15 protein-coding genes are annotated in these 16,183 nt (G+C 72.0%); 10 read left to right on the forward strand and 5 right to left on the reverse strand.

The window, feature by feature from the left end; translation table 11 throughout:
• On the reverse strand, positions 1–762 hold a 762-nt coding region (locus CJ226_RS06135), incomplete at its 3' end, for a DMT family transporter (protein WP_102208646.1).
• Here CJ226_RS06135 and CJ226_RS06140 point away from each other — a divergent pair.
• Positions 761–2,167, forward strand: a complete 1,407-nt coding sequence (locus CJ226_RS06140; RefSeq protein WP_102208647.1) for a PLP-dependent aminotransferase family protein — start codon at positions 761–763, stop codon at positions 2,165–2,167. The two genes, CJ226_RS06135 and CJ226_RS06140, sit on opposite strands and share 2 nt — an antisense overlap.
• A 9-nt stretch (positions 2,168–2,176) precedes the next feature.
• Here the strand turns inward: CJ226_RS06140 and CJ226_RS06145 are convergent, their stop codons facing one another.
• Positions 2,177–4,126, reverse strand: coding sequence for an APC family permease (locus CJ226_RS06145; protein WP_374754524.1), 1,950 nt, complete (start codon positions 4,124–4,126; stop codon positions 2,177–2,179).
• 224 nt (positions 4,127–4,350) lie between these two features.
• Between CJ226_RS06145 and CJ226_RS06150 the strand changes: the two genes are divergently transcribed.
• Together CJ226_RS06150 and CJ226_RS06155 are read left to right on the forward strand one after the other, a co-directional pair.
• Positions 4,351–5,439: a VanZ family protein gene (locus tag CJ226_RS06150; protein ID WP_102208649.1), complete on the forward strand. Its 1,089-nt coding sequence runs from the start codon at positions 4,351–4,353 to the stop codon at positions 5,437–5,439.
• A gap of 10 nt (positions 5,440–5,449) precedes the next feature.
• Positions 5,450–6,154, forward strand: coding sequence for a GTP pyrophosphokinase family protein (locus tag CJ226_RS06155; RefSeq protein ID WP_025104005.1), 705 nt, complete (start codon positions 5,450–5,452; stop codon positions 6,152–6,154).
• Between the two features lie 15 nt (positions 6,155–6,169).
• Here CJ226_RS06155 and CJ226_RS06160 read toward each other — a convergent pair whose 3' ends face one another.
• Entirely contained in the window at positions 6,170–7,510 is a 1,341-nt protein-coding gene (locus CJ226_RS06160) for an amidohydrolase (RefSeq protein WP_102208650.1), read from the reverse strand.
• 117 nt (positions 7,511–7,627) lie between these two features.
• Here CJ226_RS06160 and CJ226_RS06165 point away from each other — a divergent pair, with 117 nt between their 5' ends.
• From CJ226_RS06165 to CJ226_RS06185, 5 genes are all read left to right on the forward strand, one after another.
• Positions 7,628–9,868, forward strand: coding sequence for a glycoside hydrolase family 3 N-terminal domain-containing protein (locus tag CJ226_RS06165; protein ID WP_102208651.1), 2,241 nt, complete (start codon positions 7,628–7,630; stop codon positions 9,866–9,868).
• Between the two features lie 158 nt (positions 9,869–10,026).
• A complete protein-coding gene (gene fdxA / locus CJ226_RS06170; protein WP_025103996.1) occupies positions 10,027–10,353 on the forward strand; it encodes a ferredoxin in 327 nt (108 codons plus the stop codon).
• The gene (locus tag CJ226_RS06175; RefSeq protein ID WP_219719865.1) at positions 10,350–11,699 is read left to right on the forward strand and encodes an FAD-dependent oxidoreductase; all 1,350 of its coding nucleotides are present in this window, start codon (positions 10,350–10,352) and stop codon (positions 11,697–11,699) included. The genes fdxA and CJ226_RS06175 overlap by 4 nt, the downstream gene beginning before the upstream one ends.
• Positions 11,696–12,232, forward strand: coding sequence for a flavin reductase family protein (locus tag CJ226_RS06180; protein WP_025103994.1), 537 nt, complete (start codon positions 11,696–11,698; stop codon positions 12,230–12,232). Before CJ226_RS06175 ends, CJ226_RS06180 begins: the two co-directional genes overlap by 4 nt.
• A 22-nt stretch (positions 12,233–12,254) precedes the next feature.
• Entirely contained in the window at positions 12,255–12,881 is a 627-nt protein-coding gene (locus CJ226_RS06185) for a superoxide dismutase (protein WP_062633094.1), read from the forward strand.
• 94 nt (positions 12,882–12,975) lie between these two features.
• Here the strand turns inward: CJ226_RS06185 and CJ226_RS06190 are convergent, their stop codons facing one another.
• Positions 12,976–13,242, reverse strand: a complete 267-nt coding sequence (locus CJ226_RS06190) for a metal-sensitive transcriptional regulator (RefSeq protein WP_025103992.1) — start codon at positions 13,240–13,242, stop codon at positions 12,976–12,978.
• A gap of 93 nt (positions 13,243–13,335) precedes the next feature.
• Between CJ226_RS06190 and CJ226_RS18030 the strand changes: the two genes are divergently transcribed.
• Both CJ226_RS18030 and CJ226_RS06195 read left to right on the forward strand, forming a co-directional pair.
• Entirely contained in the window at positions 13,336–13,500 is a 165-nt protein-coding gene (locus CJ226_RS18030; RefSeq protein WP_167627850.1) for a hypothetical protein, read from the forward strand.
• The gene (locus tag CJ226_RS06195; RefSeq protein ID WP_102208652.1) at positions 13,497–15,128 is read left to right on the forward strand and encodes an FAD-dependent oxidoreductase; all 1,632 of its coding nucleotides are present in this window, start codon (positions 13,497–13,499) and stop codon (positions 15,126–15,128) included. Before CJ226_RS18030 ends, CJ226_RS06195 begins: the two co-directional genes overlap by 4 nt.
• Before the next feature lie 12 nt (positions 15,129–15,140).
• Here CJ226_RS06195 and CJ226_RS06200 read toward each other — a convergent pair whose 3' ends face one another.
• On the reverse strand, positions 15,141–16,148 hold the full coding sequence (locus tag CJ226_RS06200; protein ID WP_062633090.1) for a LacI family DNA-binding transcriptional regulator: 1,008 nt from the start codon (positions 16,146–16,148) through the stop codon (positions 15,141–15,143).
• Positions 16,149–16,183 lie beyond the last annotated feature (35 nt).

The following is a 16,183-nucleotide window of genomic DNA, read 5'->3' on the forward strand; positions in this document are numbered from 1 at the left end:
CATCGGGCCGATGGCGAGGCCGCGGTACCAGGCGAAGAATCCGAGGAACATGCTGACCGCGGCCAGGTAGGCGAATGCGAGCCACGCGGTCGGGCTGGCGACGGGCGGGGCGGCGACCCCGGCGGCCACGGCCACCGCGAGCATGACCGGAGCTGCGAGCACCAGGGCCCAGGAGATCGTCTGCCAGGCCCCGAGTTCGCGGGCGAGCAGGCCACCCTCCGCGTAGCCGACGGCCGCCGCGATCACGGCGCCGAACAGCTGGAGGTCGGCGGGGCGGAGGGCGCCGGGCGTGCCGTTCTGCACCGTCGCGAAGACGAGGGCCGCCGCGGACCCGAGAAGCGCGAACACCCAGAACGAGGCGGACGGGCGCTCGCGGGTGCGCAGCACGACGGCCACGGCGGTCGCGGCGGGGAGGAGGCCGATCACGACCGCGCCGTGACTCGCCGGCGTCGTGGTCATCGCGAACGACGTCAGCAGCGGGAAGCCGGCGACCACTCCGAGGGCGACGATCGCGAGTCGTGCCCACTGGACCGGGCTCGGCGGCTGCTGACGGGTGGCGAGGAGGACGACCGCGGCGAGCACGGCGGCGACGACCGCGCGCGCGGAGCCGATGAACAGCGCCGAGAGTCCGCCGCCGAGGGCGATCCGCGTGAACGGGAGCGTGAACGAGAAGGCGACGACGCCCAGCAGCCCCCAACCGGGACCGGCGGCGCGGGATAGCAGTGTTCCGTTCGGACGGATAACGCTACTGTGTTCTTTCATGAGTCAGGATAGCACCGCGCGGATCGTGGCCGGCCTGCGGGCGTGGATCGCTACGGCCGCCCCCGGAGCCCGCCTCCCCTCCAACCGCGCGCTGACGGCCGAGTACGCCGCGAGCCCCGTGACCGTGCAGAAGGCTGTGCAGCAGCTCGTCCGCCTCGGGCTCGTGGACGCGCGACCCGGCGTCGGCACGTTCGTCCGCGCCGCGCGCACGGTCCTGCCGGCGGACTACGGCTGGCAGTCCGGAGCCCTGGGGGCCGCCGCCGTGCGCCTGGACGGCCTCTCCTCGGCGCAGCGCCCGACCTCGCCGGACGCGATCGGGCTGCACTCCGGGTATCCGGCTCCGGACCTCCTCCCCGAGCGGCTCGTCCGGCAGGCCCTCGTCCGCGCCTCCCGGACCGCGTCCGCCCTCACCCGCTCGCCCGCGGCCGGCGAGCCCGGGCTGCAGGAGTGGTTCGCGGCGGAGCTGGCCGCGGCGGCCCCGGCGGGGATCACGGTGCCGACCGCCCGCGACGCCGTCGTCATCTCCGGAAGCCAGAGCGGACTGAGCTCGATCTTCCGGGCGGTCGTCGGCGTCGGCCGGCCGCTGCTCATCGAGTCGCCGACCTACTGGGGCGCCCTGCTCGCGGCGGAGCAGGCGGGGGTCGTGCTCGTTCCCGTCCCCTCCGGGCCGCAGGGCCCGGATCCGGACGCGGTCGACAGGGCGCTCGCCGAGACCGGAGCCCGGGCGTTCTACGCGCAGCCCACGTTCGCGAACCCCACCGGCGCGCAGTGGCCGGCGGCGACCGGGGAGGCCGTGCTCGACGCGGTCCGTCGCCACGGTGCCTTCCTCATCGAGGACGACTGGGCGCACGACCTCGGCATCGACGCCGACCCGCGCCCCGTGGCCGCCTCCGACCACGACGGCCATGTGGTGTACCTGCGCTCGCTGACGAAGAGCGTGTCGCCGTCCCTGCGGGTGGCGGCGGTGATCGCGCGCGGTCCCGCCCGGGATCGCATCCTCGCCGATCGTGCGGCGGAGTCGATGTACGTCAGCGGCCTGCTGCAGGCCGCCGCCCTCGACGTGGTGACGCAGCCGGCCTGGCGCACACACCTCCGCGGCTTCCGGGAGCAGCTGCGCTCGCGGCGCGACCTCCTGCTGTCGTGCCTGACCGCCCAGGCGCCGACCGCGCTGGTGGAGGCCGTGCCGGTGGGCGGGCTGAACCTCTGGCTCCGGCTGCCCGACGGCACCGACGCCGCAGCCGTCGTCCGGGAGTGCGCGGCGCGCGGCCTCGTCATCGCGCCGGGGAGCGAGTGGTTCCCCGCGGAGCCCTCCGGTTCCTACGTGCGGCTCAACTACGCGAGCGCCGACCCGTCCCGCTTCCCCGAGGCCGCGACGATCCTCGGCGCGGTCCTCGCCGGCTCCTGAGCGCCGCCGTCAGGACTCGGACGGCGGCCCGGCGGGGCGGTGCGCCCGGCGTCCGGCCACCACGACCGGCCGCCCCGCCCGCTCCTGACCGGGCAGCGGACGGGAGCGCCGGCCGTAGATGAGTTCGGACGAGTCGAGCAGCCACGGCACCAGGGTGATCGACACCCCGTGCACGAGCATGAGCTGGTTCGCGAGGCGGCGGGCGCGCCGGTTGTGCAGGAAGCTCTCCCACCAGTGCCCCACGATGTACTGCGGCAGGTAGACCGTGACGACGGAGGAGCCGTGCTTCTCGCGGTACTGCCGGATGAACTGGGTCACGGGCTGCGCGAACGAGCGGTACGGCGACTCGACGATCACGAGCGGCACCGGCACGAGGTGGTCGGTCCACTCTTGCTGCAGGCGCGCGGCGTCGTCCTGAGACACGGCCACGTGCACGGCGAGGGTCTTGTCGTGCTTGGCGGCGATCGCGTAGTCGATGGCCTTCATCACCGGCTTCTGCAGGTGGTTCACGAGGACGATCGCCACGTCGCCGGAGGCGCCGAAGCGGGTGGTGTCGTCGATGGCGATCTCGTGCTCGACGTCCCGGTAGTACCGCTTGACGCCGATCATGAGGAACGCGAGCACCGGGATGGCGAAGAACACGAGGTAGGCGCCGTGCGTGAACTTCGTGATCGTCACGATGACCAGTACGAGCACGGTCAGCGTCGCCCCGGCGGAGTTGATGATCAGCCCCATGCGCGCGGAACGCCGATCCGCGGCGCCGTCGCCGCTCGGCGGGGCGGGTGCCCGGAGCAGCCGTCGCCAGTGCCGCACCATGCCGATCTGGCCGAGGGAGAACGACACGAACACGCCGATGATGTAGAGCTGGATCAGCGTCGTCAGCCGGGCCTGGAACACCACGAGCACCGCGATCGCGGCGATCCCGAGGAGGATCATGCCGTTGGAGAACACGAGCCGGTCGCCGCGGGTGTTCAGCGACTTCGGGGCGTAGCCGTCGCGGGCGAGCACGGCCCCGAGCAGGGGGAAGCCGTTGAAGGCGGTGTTCGCCGCGAGGAGCAGCACGCAGGCCGTGGCCGCCTGCACGATGAAGAACGGGATGCTGCCGCCGCCGAACGTCGCCGCGGCGATCTGCGCCATGAGGCTCGGCTGGGGGGTCGTGCAGTCGAAGCCGATGAGGTCGCAGGGGTTCTCGGCGTAGTGCACGCCGGCGATGAGGGCGAGGGCGGTGAGTCCGGAGAACAGGCAGATCGCGATGGTCCCCATGAGCACGAGGGTCGACTGGGCGTTGCGCACCTTCGGGGCCCGGAACGCGGGCACGCCGTTCGACACGGCCTCCACCCCGGTCAGCGCGGAGCAGCCGCTGGAGAACGCCCGGAGGATGAGCAGCAGCACGGCCGCCTGGCTGAGGCTCTCGGCCTGCACGGCGAACTCCGCGCTGGACGCGATCGGGGCGTCGCCGAGTGCCGTCCGGACGAGCCCGGTGACGATCATGATGCCGACCGAGCCGATGAACACGTACGTGGGGATCGCGAACACGAGCGACGCCTCGCGTACGCCGCGGAGGTTCACGATGATGATGAGCACGACGAAGCCGACCGCGAGCTCCACGCGGAGCGGGTCGAGCACCGGCAGCGCCGAGATGATGTTGTCCACCCCGGACGCGACCGACACGGCCACCGTGAGCACGTAGTCGACGAGGAGGGCCGCGGCCACGATCACCCCGGGGATCTCGCCGAGGTTCTTGGACGCGACCTCGTAGTCGCCGCCGCCGGAGGGGTACGCCTTGATGAGCTGCCGGTAGCTGAGCACCACCACGAGCAGCAGCACGACGACGGCCGCGGCGACGAGCGGGGTGAACGACAGGAACGTGAGGCCGCCGATGAGCAGGATCATCACGAGCTCCTGCGGGGCGTAGGCCACCGAGCTCAGCGCGTCCGAGGCGAAGATCGGCAGCGCCATGCGCTTGGGGAGGAGCTGCTCGTCGACCTGGGCGCTCGTCAGCGGGTCGCCGAGCAGGATGCGCTTGGCGCGCGGCGGCGCGTCCGGGGTCGGCCTCGTTTGTTCTGACACGTCCGGCGACACTACGCCGACCGGAGGCGCCCTCACGCGATCCTCACGGAATCCCTACGGCCCGGTGGCGCTCCCTCACGGAATCCTCACGGCCTCCCGGTATCCTTGCGTCAGTGGGGGATCAGGTCGTTCTGGGGGTCATCGCCGTGGCGATCGGCCTGGCCGCGGGCGTCGTCCTCTTCGTGCCCTTCGTCGCGATCAGCTACCGCCGCCGCGGACGCCTCTCGCTCGGCCGCACGCTGCTCTGGCTCGCGGCGCTCGTCTACTTCTGGGCCATCTGGACGTACACGCTGCTGCCGCTGCCCGATCCGGACGCCATCCGCTGCGTGGGGGCGATCACCGACCCGATGTCGGTCGTGCGCGACGTGCAGAAGGCGTTCGCGGCGCCGAGCAACCCGCTGCGCCAGCCCGCCCTGCTCCAGCTCGTGTTCAACGTGCTGCTGTTCGTCCCGCTCGGGGCGTTCCTCCGCGTGCTGGGCGGACGCGGCCTCCCGACCGCGCTCCTCGCCGGCTTCGGGCTCTCGCTGCTCGTGGAGACCACGCAGCTCACCGGTGTCTGGGGTCTGTACCCGTGCGCCTACCGCTTCTTCGACGTCGGCGACCTGATGACGAACACGACCGGAGCCGTGCTCGGCTCGGTGCTCGCTCTCGTGGTGCCCCGGTCGCTGCGCGGCCTGCAGGCGCGGGCGGATGCCGACGAGCCGCGCCCGGTCACCCGGGGTCGCCGCGCGCTGGCGATGCTGTGCGACGGACTCGCGAACGGGTTCGTCGTGCTCGCCGGGGGCGTCGCGGTGCAGCTCTGGCTCGAGTATGTCGTGCAGGACCGTCAGGCCGTGCTCGACGGCACCCTCGCCGGCACGGTGAGCACGGCGGCCGCCTGTGCGCTGTGGCTCGTGGTCATCCTCGTCACCGGCCGCTCGGTGGGAGACCTCGCCGTGCAGCTGCGCTACACCGGGTCGCCGCTGCCGGCCGCGCTCGCCCGGCTGCTGCGCTGGGCGGGCGGCATCGGCGGACTCACGGCTCTCGGGATGCTCGGCGGGGTGTTCGACGCGCTGTCCTCGGTGCTGATCCTCGTCGCGATCGTGCTGCTGTTCACCACCCGCCAGGGGCGCGGCCTCCCCGGTCTACTCTCCGGCCAGCACCTCGAGGACGCCCGCGTCGCGCTCTCGAATCCACAGGGGTTTCCGATCACGGATCGATAACGTCGTCCTCATGAGCGTGATCCCGGTCGACGAGCACCTGATCTCCGAGGCGAAAGAGCTCCGCGACCAGCTGCAGCGCTTCCTCCGCGAGTACGAGTTCGGGATGCGCGAGGTGGAGACGAAGATCTCGATCCTCCGCGACGAGTTCACCCACGATCACGCGTACAACCCCATCGAGCACGTGAAGAGCCGGCTGAAGTCGCCGGACAGCATCGTCGAGAAGATCGCCAGGAAGGGCATCGACGACCCCGACTTCGACCGCATCCGTGCCGAGATCACCGACATCGCCGGAGTGCGGGTGACGTGCAGCTTCGTCGCGGACGTCTACCGGCTGTTCGATCTGCTGACCGCGCAGGACGACGTGACCGTCCGCACGGTGAAGGACTACATCGCGAACCCGAAGCCGAACGGGTACAAGAGCCTGCACGCCATCATCGAGGTCCCCGTCTTCCTCTCGACGGGCGCGCTGTCCGTGCCGGTCGAGGTGCAGTTCCGCACCATCGCGATGGACTTCTGGGCGAGCCTGGAGCACAAGATCTACTACAAGTTCTCCAACCAGGTGCCCGCGCACCTCGTCGACAGCCTCAGCGACGCCGCCGACGCCGCTGCCGAACTCGACACCCGCATGGAGCGGCTGCACCGCGAGGCGCACGGTGTGCCGCAGCGGCAGCTCGCGCCGCCGCCTCCGCCCGCGCCGGGGATCGTCGAGGTCTGAGCAGCCCGACCCGCGTCAGGCGAGGAACTCGCGGGCGGCGGCGGACATCGCCGTGACCCCGACCTCGATCGTCGGATGGATCTCCGGCGCGAAGAACGGCGAGTGGTTCGTGGGGATGTCCTTCGCCACGGTGCCCGCGGCGACGGCCTCGGCGAACCGGGCGGGGTCGACGCCGCCCCAGAACCAGAACACGAGCGGGACCTCGGCGTCGCGGGCGAACCACGAGACGTCCTCGCTGCCGGTGAACATGCCGGGGTCGACGACGGCCGACTCCCCGAGCGCCCGACGCAGCGCCGCCGAGACCCGCGCCGTGGCCTCCTCGTCGTTGATCGTGGCGGGCAGGGTGTGCTGCGTGTGGATCTCGGGTTCGCGCTCCGCGCCGGAGGCCATCGCCTCGGCGCGCACGATCCGCTCGACGCTCGTCAGCACCTTCTCCCGCACGTCCTCGTTCGGGTAGCGGAGGCTGAGCTCCAGCTTCGCCTCCGCCGGGATGATGTTGTTCTTGAGTCCGGCGTGGATCGAGCCGACCGTCACCACGGCCACGCCCTGCGGGTCGATCTCGCGCGAGGCGATCGTCTGCAGGCGCATCACGGTCGCGGCCGCCATCACGACCGGGTCGATCGTGGCGTGCGGGCGGGAGCCGTGGCCGCCACGGCCGTGCAGGGTGACGGTGAGACCGTCCGACGCCGCCATCTGGGTGCCGCTGCGAACGCCGACGATCCCGGCGGGGAGCGGGGTGACGTGCTGACCGAGCACCACGTCGGGCTTCGGGTAGCGGGCGAGCAGGCCGTCGTCGAGCATCGCCCTGGCACCGGCGCCGTACTCCTCGGCAGGCTGGATGAGCACGACGAGGGTGCCCGACCACTCCGCGCGCGTGGCCACGAGCTTCTCGACCGCGCCGATCATCGCGGTGACGTGCATGTCGTGGCCGCACGCGTGCATCACCGGCACGGTCGTGCCGGCCGGGTCGACGCCCTTCGCGGTGCTCGCGTACGCCAGCCCCGTCTGCTCCTCGACCGGGAGGGCGTCCATGTCGGCACGCACCCACACCACCGGCCGCGGGAATTCCTCACCCACCTGGGTCCCTGAGCCTGTCGAAGGGCCGCCCTGGGTCCCTGTATCGCCGCCCTGGGTCCCTGCATCGCCGCCCTGGGTCCCTGAGCCTGTCGAAGGGCCTGAGCCCGTCGAAGGGTTCCGCAGCACCCCGACCACGCCGGTCACGCCGACCCCCTCCTCGACGTCGAGCCCGAGGTCGCGCAGGTGCTGGGCGGCGATGCCCGCCGTCCTGGTCTCCTGGAACGACAGCTCCGGGTGCTGGTGCAGATCGATGTAGAGCGCTTCGAGGTCGATGGCCATGCGCCCGAGCCTAGCCGGGAGGATTCTCGAACCGGGGGGAACGGCGTGCCCTCGACGGCGATCCCGCTCGGATCGGTGAGGATGTGAGACCCCCCACCCGCCCGACGGAAACGCGACATGACGACCACTGCACTGCCCTATCAGGACCCCGACCTCACCATCCCCGAACGCGTTGCCGACCTCCTTGCCCGGATGACCGTGGAGGAGAAGGTCGGACAGATGCTCCAGCTCGACGCCCGCGACGACATCGACGACCACGTGCTCCGGCGGCACGCGGGATCGATCCTGCACGCCTCGGACGAGCGTCTGCGTCGCGCTGCCGCCCTGGTCGCGCAGACCCGGCTCGGCATCCCGCTGCTCGTGGGCGAGGACTGCATCCACGGCCACTCGTTCTGGCCCGGTGCCACCATCTACCCGACGCAGCTCGGCATGGCGGCGTCCTGGGACCCGGCGCTCGTCGAGCGCGTGGCGCGGGCGACGGCCGAGGAGGTCGCCGTGACCGGCATCCACTGGACGTTCTCGCCCGTGCTGTGCATCGCCCGCGACCTGCGCTGGGGACGGGTGGGGGAGACGTTCGGAGAGGACCCGTTCCTCATCGGGGAGCTTGCGAGCGCGATGGTCCGCGGGTATCAGGGTGACGGGCTCGACGACCCCACGGCCATCCTCGCGACGGCCAAGCACTTCGCCGGCTACTCCGAGACGCAGGGCGGACGCGACGCCAGCGAGGCGGACATCTCCCCGCGCAAGCTGCGCTCCTGGTTCCTGCCGCCGTTCGAGCGGGTCGCCCGCGAGGGCTGCCGGACGTTCATGCTCGGGTACCAGACGACCGACGGCGTGCCGATCACGCTGAACGAGTGGCTGCTCAGCGACGTGCTCCGCGGCGAGTGGGGTTACACCGGCACCCTCATCACGGACTGGGACAACGTGGGCCGGATGGTGTGGGAGCAGCGGGTGCAGCCCGACCTCACCCTTGCCGCGGCCGCCGCCGTGCGCGCCGGGAACGACATGGTGATGACCACGCCGGGGTTCTTCGAGGGGGCGCTGGACGCGGTCGCCCGGGGGCTGCTGCCGGAGGACGCCTTCGACGACGCGGTCTCCCGCATCCTCACGCTGAAGTTCGAGCTCGGACTCTTCGAAGACCCGCGGCTGCCCCGCGACGACCTGTCCGCCGTGGTCGGCAGCGCCGCGCACGCGGACCTCAACCTCGAGATCGCGCGCCGTTCGCTCGTGCTCCTCGAGAACGACGGCGTGCTGCCGCTGGATGCCGCGGCTCCGCTGCGGGTGGCGGTGACCGGGCCGCTCGCGGACGACGCGCAGACGCAGCTCGGCGACTGGGCCGGCGGTTCGGGCCAGGCGGGCTGGCTCGACGGACAGCCCCGCGAGATGATCACGACCGTGCTCGACGGCCTCCGTGCCGTGGACGCGTGGACGGTCACGCATGCACGCGGCGCCGACATCCTCACGCTCGCCGACGACCCCCGCGGCACGCACTTCCCGGACAACCAGCCGCGTCCTCCCGTGGTGCAGCCGTGCCCGCCGGATCCTGCGCTCATCGCGGAGGCGGTGGCCGCTGCCGAGGCCGCCGACGTCGTGGTGGCGGTGGTCGGCGATCGCATCGAGCTCGTGGGCGAGGGGCGGTCCACGGCCACGCTGGAGCTCATCGGCGGCCAGAACGCCCTGCTCGACGCGCTCATCGAGACCGGGAAGCCCGTCGTCGTGGTGCTCCTCGCGTCCAAGCCGCTCGTGCTCCCGCCCTCGGTGCAGCGGGCGGCGGCGGTGGTCTGGGCCGCGAATCCGGGTATGCAGGGCGGACGGGCGCTCGCCGACATCGTCACGGGTGCCGTGGAGCCCTCGGGACGGCTGCCCATCTCGTTCGCGCGGCACGTCGGGCAGCAGCCGACCTACTACAACCAGATCCGTGGTCAGCACGGCGACCGCTACGCCGACCTGACCCAGGCGCCCGCGTGGGCCTTCGGCGAGGGCCGGTCGTACACGACCGTGGCGTACGCGGAGCTGGAGCTGGAGCAGACGGAGCTGCGCCTCGGCGACACCGTGGTGGGACACGTGACCGTGACCAACACGGGGGACCGGCCCGTCCGCGAGACCGTGCAGGCCTACGTGCGGGACGAGGTGACGAGCGTGAGCTGGACCGACCGCGAGCTCAAGGCCTTCCGGCAGGTCGACCTCGCGCCGGGGGAGAGTGCGCGCGTGCGGATCGAGGTCCCCGTCGCGGACTGCACGATCGTGACCGCCGCCGGCGTCCGGACCGTGGAGCCCGGCGCCTTCACCCTCCTCGTCGGCCCCAGCTCCCGTGAGGAGCACCTCCTCCCCGCCCCCTTCGAGATCTCCCCGTCCTGATTCCCCGAGACCCCGCTTTCGCGCCGAGACCCCGTCGTGTCCGCGCGGCGGAGGCGGGGTCTCGGCGGGAGGTCGGGGTCTCGGCGGCCTCGATTTGACCTCAAGTGCGCTTGAGGTTTTACGGTGGAGGGCGTGAGTGGGACAGAGAAGAAGTCGCGATGACGTATGTGATCGCACTGCCGTGCGTCGACCTCAAGGACAAGGCGTGCATCGACGAATGCCCCGTCGACTGCATCTATGAGGGGGAGCGGTCGCTCTACATCCACCCCGACGAGTGCGTCGACTGCGGAGCGTGCGAGCCGGTGTGCCCCGTCGAGGCGATCTACTACGAGGACGACCTCCCCGACGAGTGGCAGGACTACTACAAGGCCAACGTCGAGTTCTTCGACGAGATCGGCTCGCCCGGCGGCGCCGCCCGCACCGGACTCATCCGTCACGACCACCCGCTCATCGCCGCGCTCCCGCCGCAGGAGGTGCACGAGTGACGCCGCGCATCGCCATCGTCGGCGCGGGACCCGCGGGCATCTACGCCGCCGACCTCCTCCGGGCGGAGGTGCCGGAGGCGGCCATCGACCTGTACGAGAAGCTCCCCGCTCCGTACGGGCTCGTCCGCTACGGCGTCGCCCCCGACCACCCGCGCATCCGCAAGATCATCGACGCGCTGCACGACGTGCTCCTCCAGCCCGGCATCCGGCTGCGCGCCAACGTCGAGGTCGGCGTCGATGTGACGGTCGACGAGCTCCGCCGGGCGTACGATGGCGTCGTCATCGCGACCGGAGCCGACCGTGACGTGGCGTTCGACGTGCCGGGAGCCGAGCTTCCCGGATCGTTCGGCGCCGCGGATTTCGTGGCCTGGTACGACGCGCACCCCGACGTCGCGCGGGGCTGGGGCCTGGAGGCGGAGTCCGTGGCCGTGCTCGGGGCGGGCAACGTCGCCCTCGACGTCACGCGCATCCTCGCGAAGCACGCCGCGGCGCTGGAGTCGACCGACACCCCCGACCACATCCTCGACGCGCTCGCCGCGAGCCGGGTCCGCGACGTGCACCTCTTCGCCCGTCGCGGCCCGGCCGATGTGCGCTTCTCAGCCCTGGAGCTGCGCGAGCTCGGGGAGCAGCACGACGTGGAGGTGATCGTCGATCCCGCCGACCTCGAGCTCGACGACCATGCTGCCCGCATGCTGGAGCAGTTCTCGCAGCGCCGCATCATCGTGCGAACTCTCACGGAATGGGCGCAGCGTCCGTCCGCCGGGGCCTCCCGGCGCATCCACCTGCACTTCCGGCATCGCCCCGTCCGTGTCCTGGGCGCGGACCGTGTGGAGGGCATCGAGTTCGAGCGCACGGCCTCCGATCCGCTCGGCCGCATGGTCGGCACCGGCGAACTCCTGCGGTACGAGGTCGGCGCCGTCTACCGGGCGATCGGCTACCTCTCCTCGCCCGTGCCCGGTGTGCCGTTCGATGCGGCACGCGGCATCGTTCCGAACGCGGAGGGGCGGGTGCTCGATGCCGACGGCACGCCCGTCGCCGGCCTCTACGCGACCGGCTGGATCAAGCGCGGACCGATCGGCCTCATCGGCTCGACCAAGTCCGACGCCGCGCAGACCGTGCAGCATCTCGTGGAGGACCTCGCCGCGACGCCGTCCGCCCGCATCGACCGTGACCCGCCCCTGGACCTCCCCGACGTGGTGGACTGGGAGGGTTGGTTGCGCATCGACGAGGCCGAGCGCCGCGCCGGAGCCGTCCGCGGCCGGGAGCGCACGAAGCTCGTCGACCGCGCGGCCATGCGCGCCCACGCGACCCCCACCCCCATCCCTCTCGAGGAGAGCACCCGATGACCCCCGACCCGCACACCACCCCGCACCCCGCCGCTCCGGTGCCCACGCCGGTCGGGGAGGGGCTCAAGGCGGCGTTCCGCACCCACCCCGCCGGTGTCGCCATCATCACGGCGCAGGGTCCGGACGGCCCCGTCGGCCTCACGGCGTCGAGCGTGTCGTCGGTCGCGGTCGACCCGGCGGCGATCGTGTTCTCGGTGACCAGGGCGACCGGGAGCGCCGGGGCCATCCTCGGCGCCGACACCTTCGTCGTGCACCTCATCGACGACGAGCACTCCGCGCTCGCCCAGAGCTTCGCGGTGAGCGGCTCCGAGCGCTTCACGCCCGAGCAGGGCTGGACGACGCTGCCGACCGGCGAGCCGCACCTGGCGGAGGCCCGTGTCGCGCTGCGCTGCCGGGCGATCCAGACCGTGCCCGTCGGCTCGTCGACCGTGGTGATCGCCGAGGTGCTCGAGGTGCTCACCGGCCGCCCCGCCCGCCCGCTCGTCTACATCGACCGCCGATTCCACGCCCTGTCCCACGACACCGCCCTCTGACCCCGTCACGAAAGGAACCCTCATGTCCACTCCGTACACGCTCCCCGAGCTGCCCTACGACTACTCGGCACTGGAGCCCCACATCTCCGGCAAGATCATGGAGCTGCACCACTCCAAGCACCACCAGGCCTACGTGACCGGCGCGAACACGGCGCTGGAGCAGCTCGCGGCGGCCCGCGACAGCGGCGACCTCGGAGCGGTGAACAAGCTCGAGAAAGACCTCGCGTTCAACCTCGGCGGCCACATCAACCACTCCGTGTTCTGGCAGAACCTCTCGCCCGAGGGCGGCGGGGCTCCGGAGGGCGAGCTCTCGGCGGCGCTCGCGGACTCATTCGGGTCGATCGACGGTTTCCGCGCGCACTTCACCGCGACGGCCCTCGGTGTGCAGGGCTCCGGCTGGGCCGTGCTCGCCTGGGACTCGGTGGGCGCTCGTCCCGTGATCTTCCAGCTCTTCGATCAGCAGGGCAACGCGCCGCTCGGCGTCATCCCGCTGCTGCAGCTCGACGTGTGGGAGCACGCCTACTACCTCGACTACCTCAACGTGCGGGCGGACTACGTCAAGGCGTTCTGGAACCTCGTGAACTGGCCCGACGTGCAGCGCCGCTTCGAGACGGCGCGCACCGCGACCACCGGTCTCCTCGTCCCCTGACCCCACCCTTCGTCGACCCGGCCCCTTGCGTGCGCCCCGGCCCGTTGCGATCGTCCGCAACGGGCCGGGGTGGCCGCAAGGGGCCGGGTCGTGTTCAGGCGAGGGTGAGGAAGAGCTTCTCCAGGTCGGGGAGGGGGACGGCGTCGTCCTGCGCGGGGTCCTCCAGGCAGGTCTTCATGGCGGAGGCGATGATCTGGAACCCGGCCTTGTCCAGCGCCGAGGTCACCGCGGCCAGCTGCGTGACGACGGCCCGGCAGTCGCCGCCGCTCTCGACCGCGGCGATCACGGCGCCGAGCTGTCCCTGTGCGCGCTTGAGGCGGTTGGCGATCTTGCGCTGCGTGTCGGTGTCGACGGTGGTCATGGTCTCTCCCTGAAGGCCGGCTGTACGCTCCACTATACCCCCGGGGGTATAGTATCTGGATACCCACCGGGGTATCGAGTGAGGAGAGAACACATGTGTCGAGCAGTCCGTTGCCGTACCTGCGGGAAGACCACCTGGGCGGGGTGCGGCCAGCACGTCGACGCCGTCCGCCGCACCGTGCCGGCGTCGGACTGGTGCACGGGCCACCCGAAGGACGAGGCCAAGGGCGGTCTCCTGTCCCGGCTGTTCGGCCGATGAGCGCGCCGCTCCGCGTCGTCATCGTCGGTGGCGTCGCCGGCGGCATGTCGGCGGCGACCCGGCTCCGGCGGCTCGAGGAGTCCGCGGACATCGTCGTCTTCGAGCGCGGGCCCGAGGTCTCGTATGCCAACTGCGGCCTGCCCTACTACGTGGGCGGCGTGATCGAGGAGCGCGATGCCCTCCTCCTGCAGACCCCGGAGTCGCTGCACCGCCGCTTCCGGATCGACGTCCGCGTCCGTCACGACGTGGTCGGCATCGACACCGCGAGCAAGACGGTCGAGGTCGTCGATCTCGACAGCGGCCGCCGGAGCACTCACCCGTACGACCGCCTCGTGCTCGCCACCGGTGCCCGGCCCCGCGGCGACGAGCCGACCGGAGCCCTCCCCGCGCGGAGCCTGCGGACCGTGGCGGATGCCGATGCGATCGATGCCGCCCTCCGTCCCGGGCTGCCGGTGGTCGTCGTGGGCGGCGGGTACACGGGACTCGAGGCCGTGGAGAACCTCGTCGCCCGAGGCGCCGCGGTCACCCTGGTGCAACGCGGTGCCCAGCTGCTCGCCCCGCTGGATCCGGAGATGGCCAGCCCTCTGGCGGCCGAGGTCCGGCGTCGCGGCGTCGACGTGCGGCTCGGCGTCGAGGTCGTGGCCACCGCCGCGGATTCCGTGACCCTGAGCGACGGTGCCACCCTCCCTGCGGAGTTCCTCGTCGATGCCTCCGGGGTCGTGCCCGAGGCCGGACTCGCCCGTGCCGCGGGGATCCGTCTCGGCGAGACCGGCGGCATCGCGGTCGACGAGGCCTGCCGCACCAGTGCCCCGGACGTCTTCGCGGTGGGCGACGGCGTCGAGAAGGCCGACCTCATCGGCGGCGGTGTGGCGCTGGTGACCATGGCGGGTCTCGCCAACCGCCACGGCCGCATGGTGGCCGACGTCATCGCGGGTCGGGAGGAGTCGGCGCGCCCCGCGCTCGGCACCGGCATCGTGCAGGTGTTCGGCCTGGCCGCCGCGAAGACCGGCTGGAGCGAGAAGCAGCTCCGTGCCGCGGGCCGCGAGTTCTTCGCCGTGCACGTGCACCCCGGATCGCACGCCGGCTACTACCCGGGCGCGGAGACCCTGTCGATGAAGCTCCTCGCCGACCCCGCCACCGACCGCATCCTCGGGGCGCAGATCGTGGGTCGTGACGGCGTGGACAAGCGGATCGACGTCATCGCGACGGCGCTGCAGGCGGGCGTCACCGCCTCCGGGCTCGCGCACCTGGAGCTCGCGTACGCCCCGCAGTTCGGTTCCGCGAAGGATGCCGTGAACATCCTCGGATACGTGGCCGAGAACACCCGCAACGGCACCACGCCGACCCTCCAGTGGCACGAGCTCGACGACGCCCTGCATGCGGGAGCCGCCCTCATCGACGTCCGCTCCGAGGCCGAGCATGCGAACGGCGCCATCCCCGGCGCCAGGAACATCCCGCTCGACGAGCTGCGCGACCGCCTCGACGAGCTGCCGGAGGGGCCTCTCGTGGTGCACTGCCAGGTCGGCCTTCGGGGGCACATCGCCACCCGGCTGCTGCGGCAGGACGGGCGCGCGGTGCGCAATCTCGACGGCGGCTACCGGACTTGGAAGGACGCGACCGCGGCCTGACCCCCGGTCGGCTCAGACCAGTCGCGCCGTCGTGCCTCGGACGTTGAGCTCGTACGGCAGGGCTGCGGGCGGCCGCACGGCATCGGGGTCGGTGAGCTTCGCGAGGACCGCATCGGCCGCCCGCTCGCCCTGCCCGAGCGGGAACTGGTCGACCGTGGTGAGACGGAAGAACTCGCCGAGCTCATGGCCGTCGATGCCCACGATGGACAGGTCGCCCGGCACCGCGAAGCCGAGGTCGCGGGCGGCGAGGAGCGCCCCGATCGCCATCTCGTCCGAGGCGGCGAACACCGCGGTGGGGCGAGGCCCCGGGCGCCCGAGGAGCTGCTTCGCGGCGCGGTAGCCGCCCTCGACCGTGAAGTCGGCGGGCTCCAGGAACGCGGGGTTCAGGGGGACGTCGGCCTTCGCCAGCGCCCTCTCGAAGCCGAGCCGGCGATTCGTGGGGATGTGGAAGTCGATGTCGAACTCGGGGTTCGCGCCGATGTGCGCGATCTCCGTGTGCCCGAGCCCGAGCAGGTGCTCCGTCGCGAGCTGGGCCACGGCGACGTCGTCGACCGTGAGGGTGTCGAGCTTCGGGTTCGGGCCCCCGATCGCGATCACGGGGAGCCCGAGGTCGAGGAGCTGCTGGGTCTCGTCCTCGTCCAGCTCGATGGACACGGCGATCACGGCGTCCACGCGCTGGCGGCGCAGGAACGTGTCGAAGACGTGGCGGCGCACGTCCTTGTCGGCGGTGATGTTGTAGAGCGTGATGTCGTAGCCCGCACGCATGAGTGCGGCGGACACCCCCGACAGCACGGTGCTGAAGAACCAGCGGTCGAGGAACGGCACGACGACCCCGATGTTGCGCGTGCGCCCCGACGCGAGACTCGAGGCGCGGGAGGACACGACGTACCCGAGGGAGGTGGCAGCCGCCTGCACGCGCTCGCGCGCCGACTCGGACACGTGCCCGCGGCCGCTCAGCGCGCGGGAGACCGTCGCGGTGGAGACGCCGGCGAGCCGGGCGACCTCGTCGATGCTCGCCATCATCTGTCCTTCGGATCGGAGACGCCCGTGACACG

Source organism: Microbacterium sp. UMB0228, from assembly GCF_002871415.1.
Classification (GTDB): domain Bacteria; phylum Actinomycetota; class Actinomycetes; order Actinomycetales; family Microbacteriaceae; genus Microbacterium.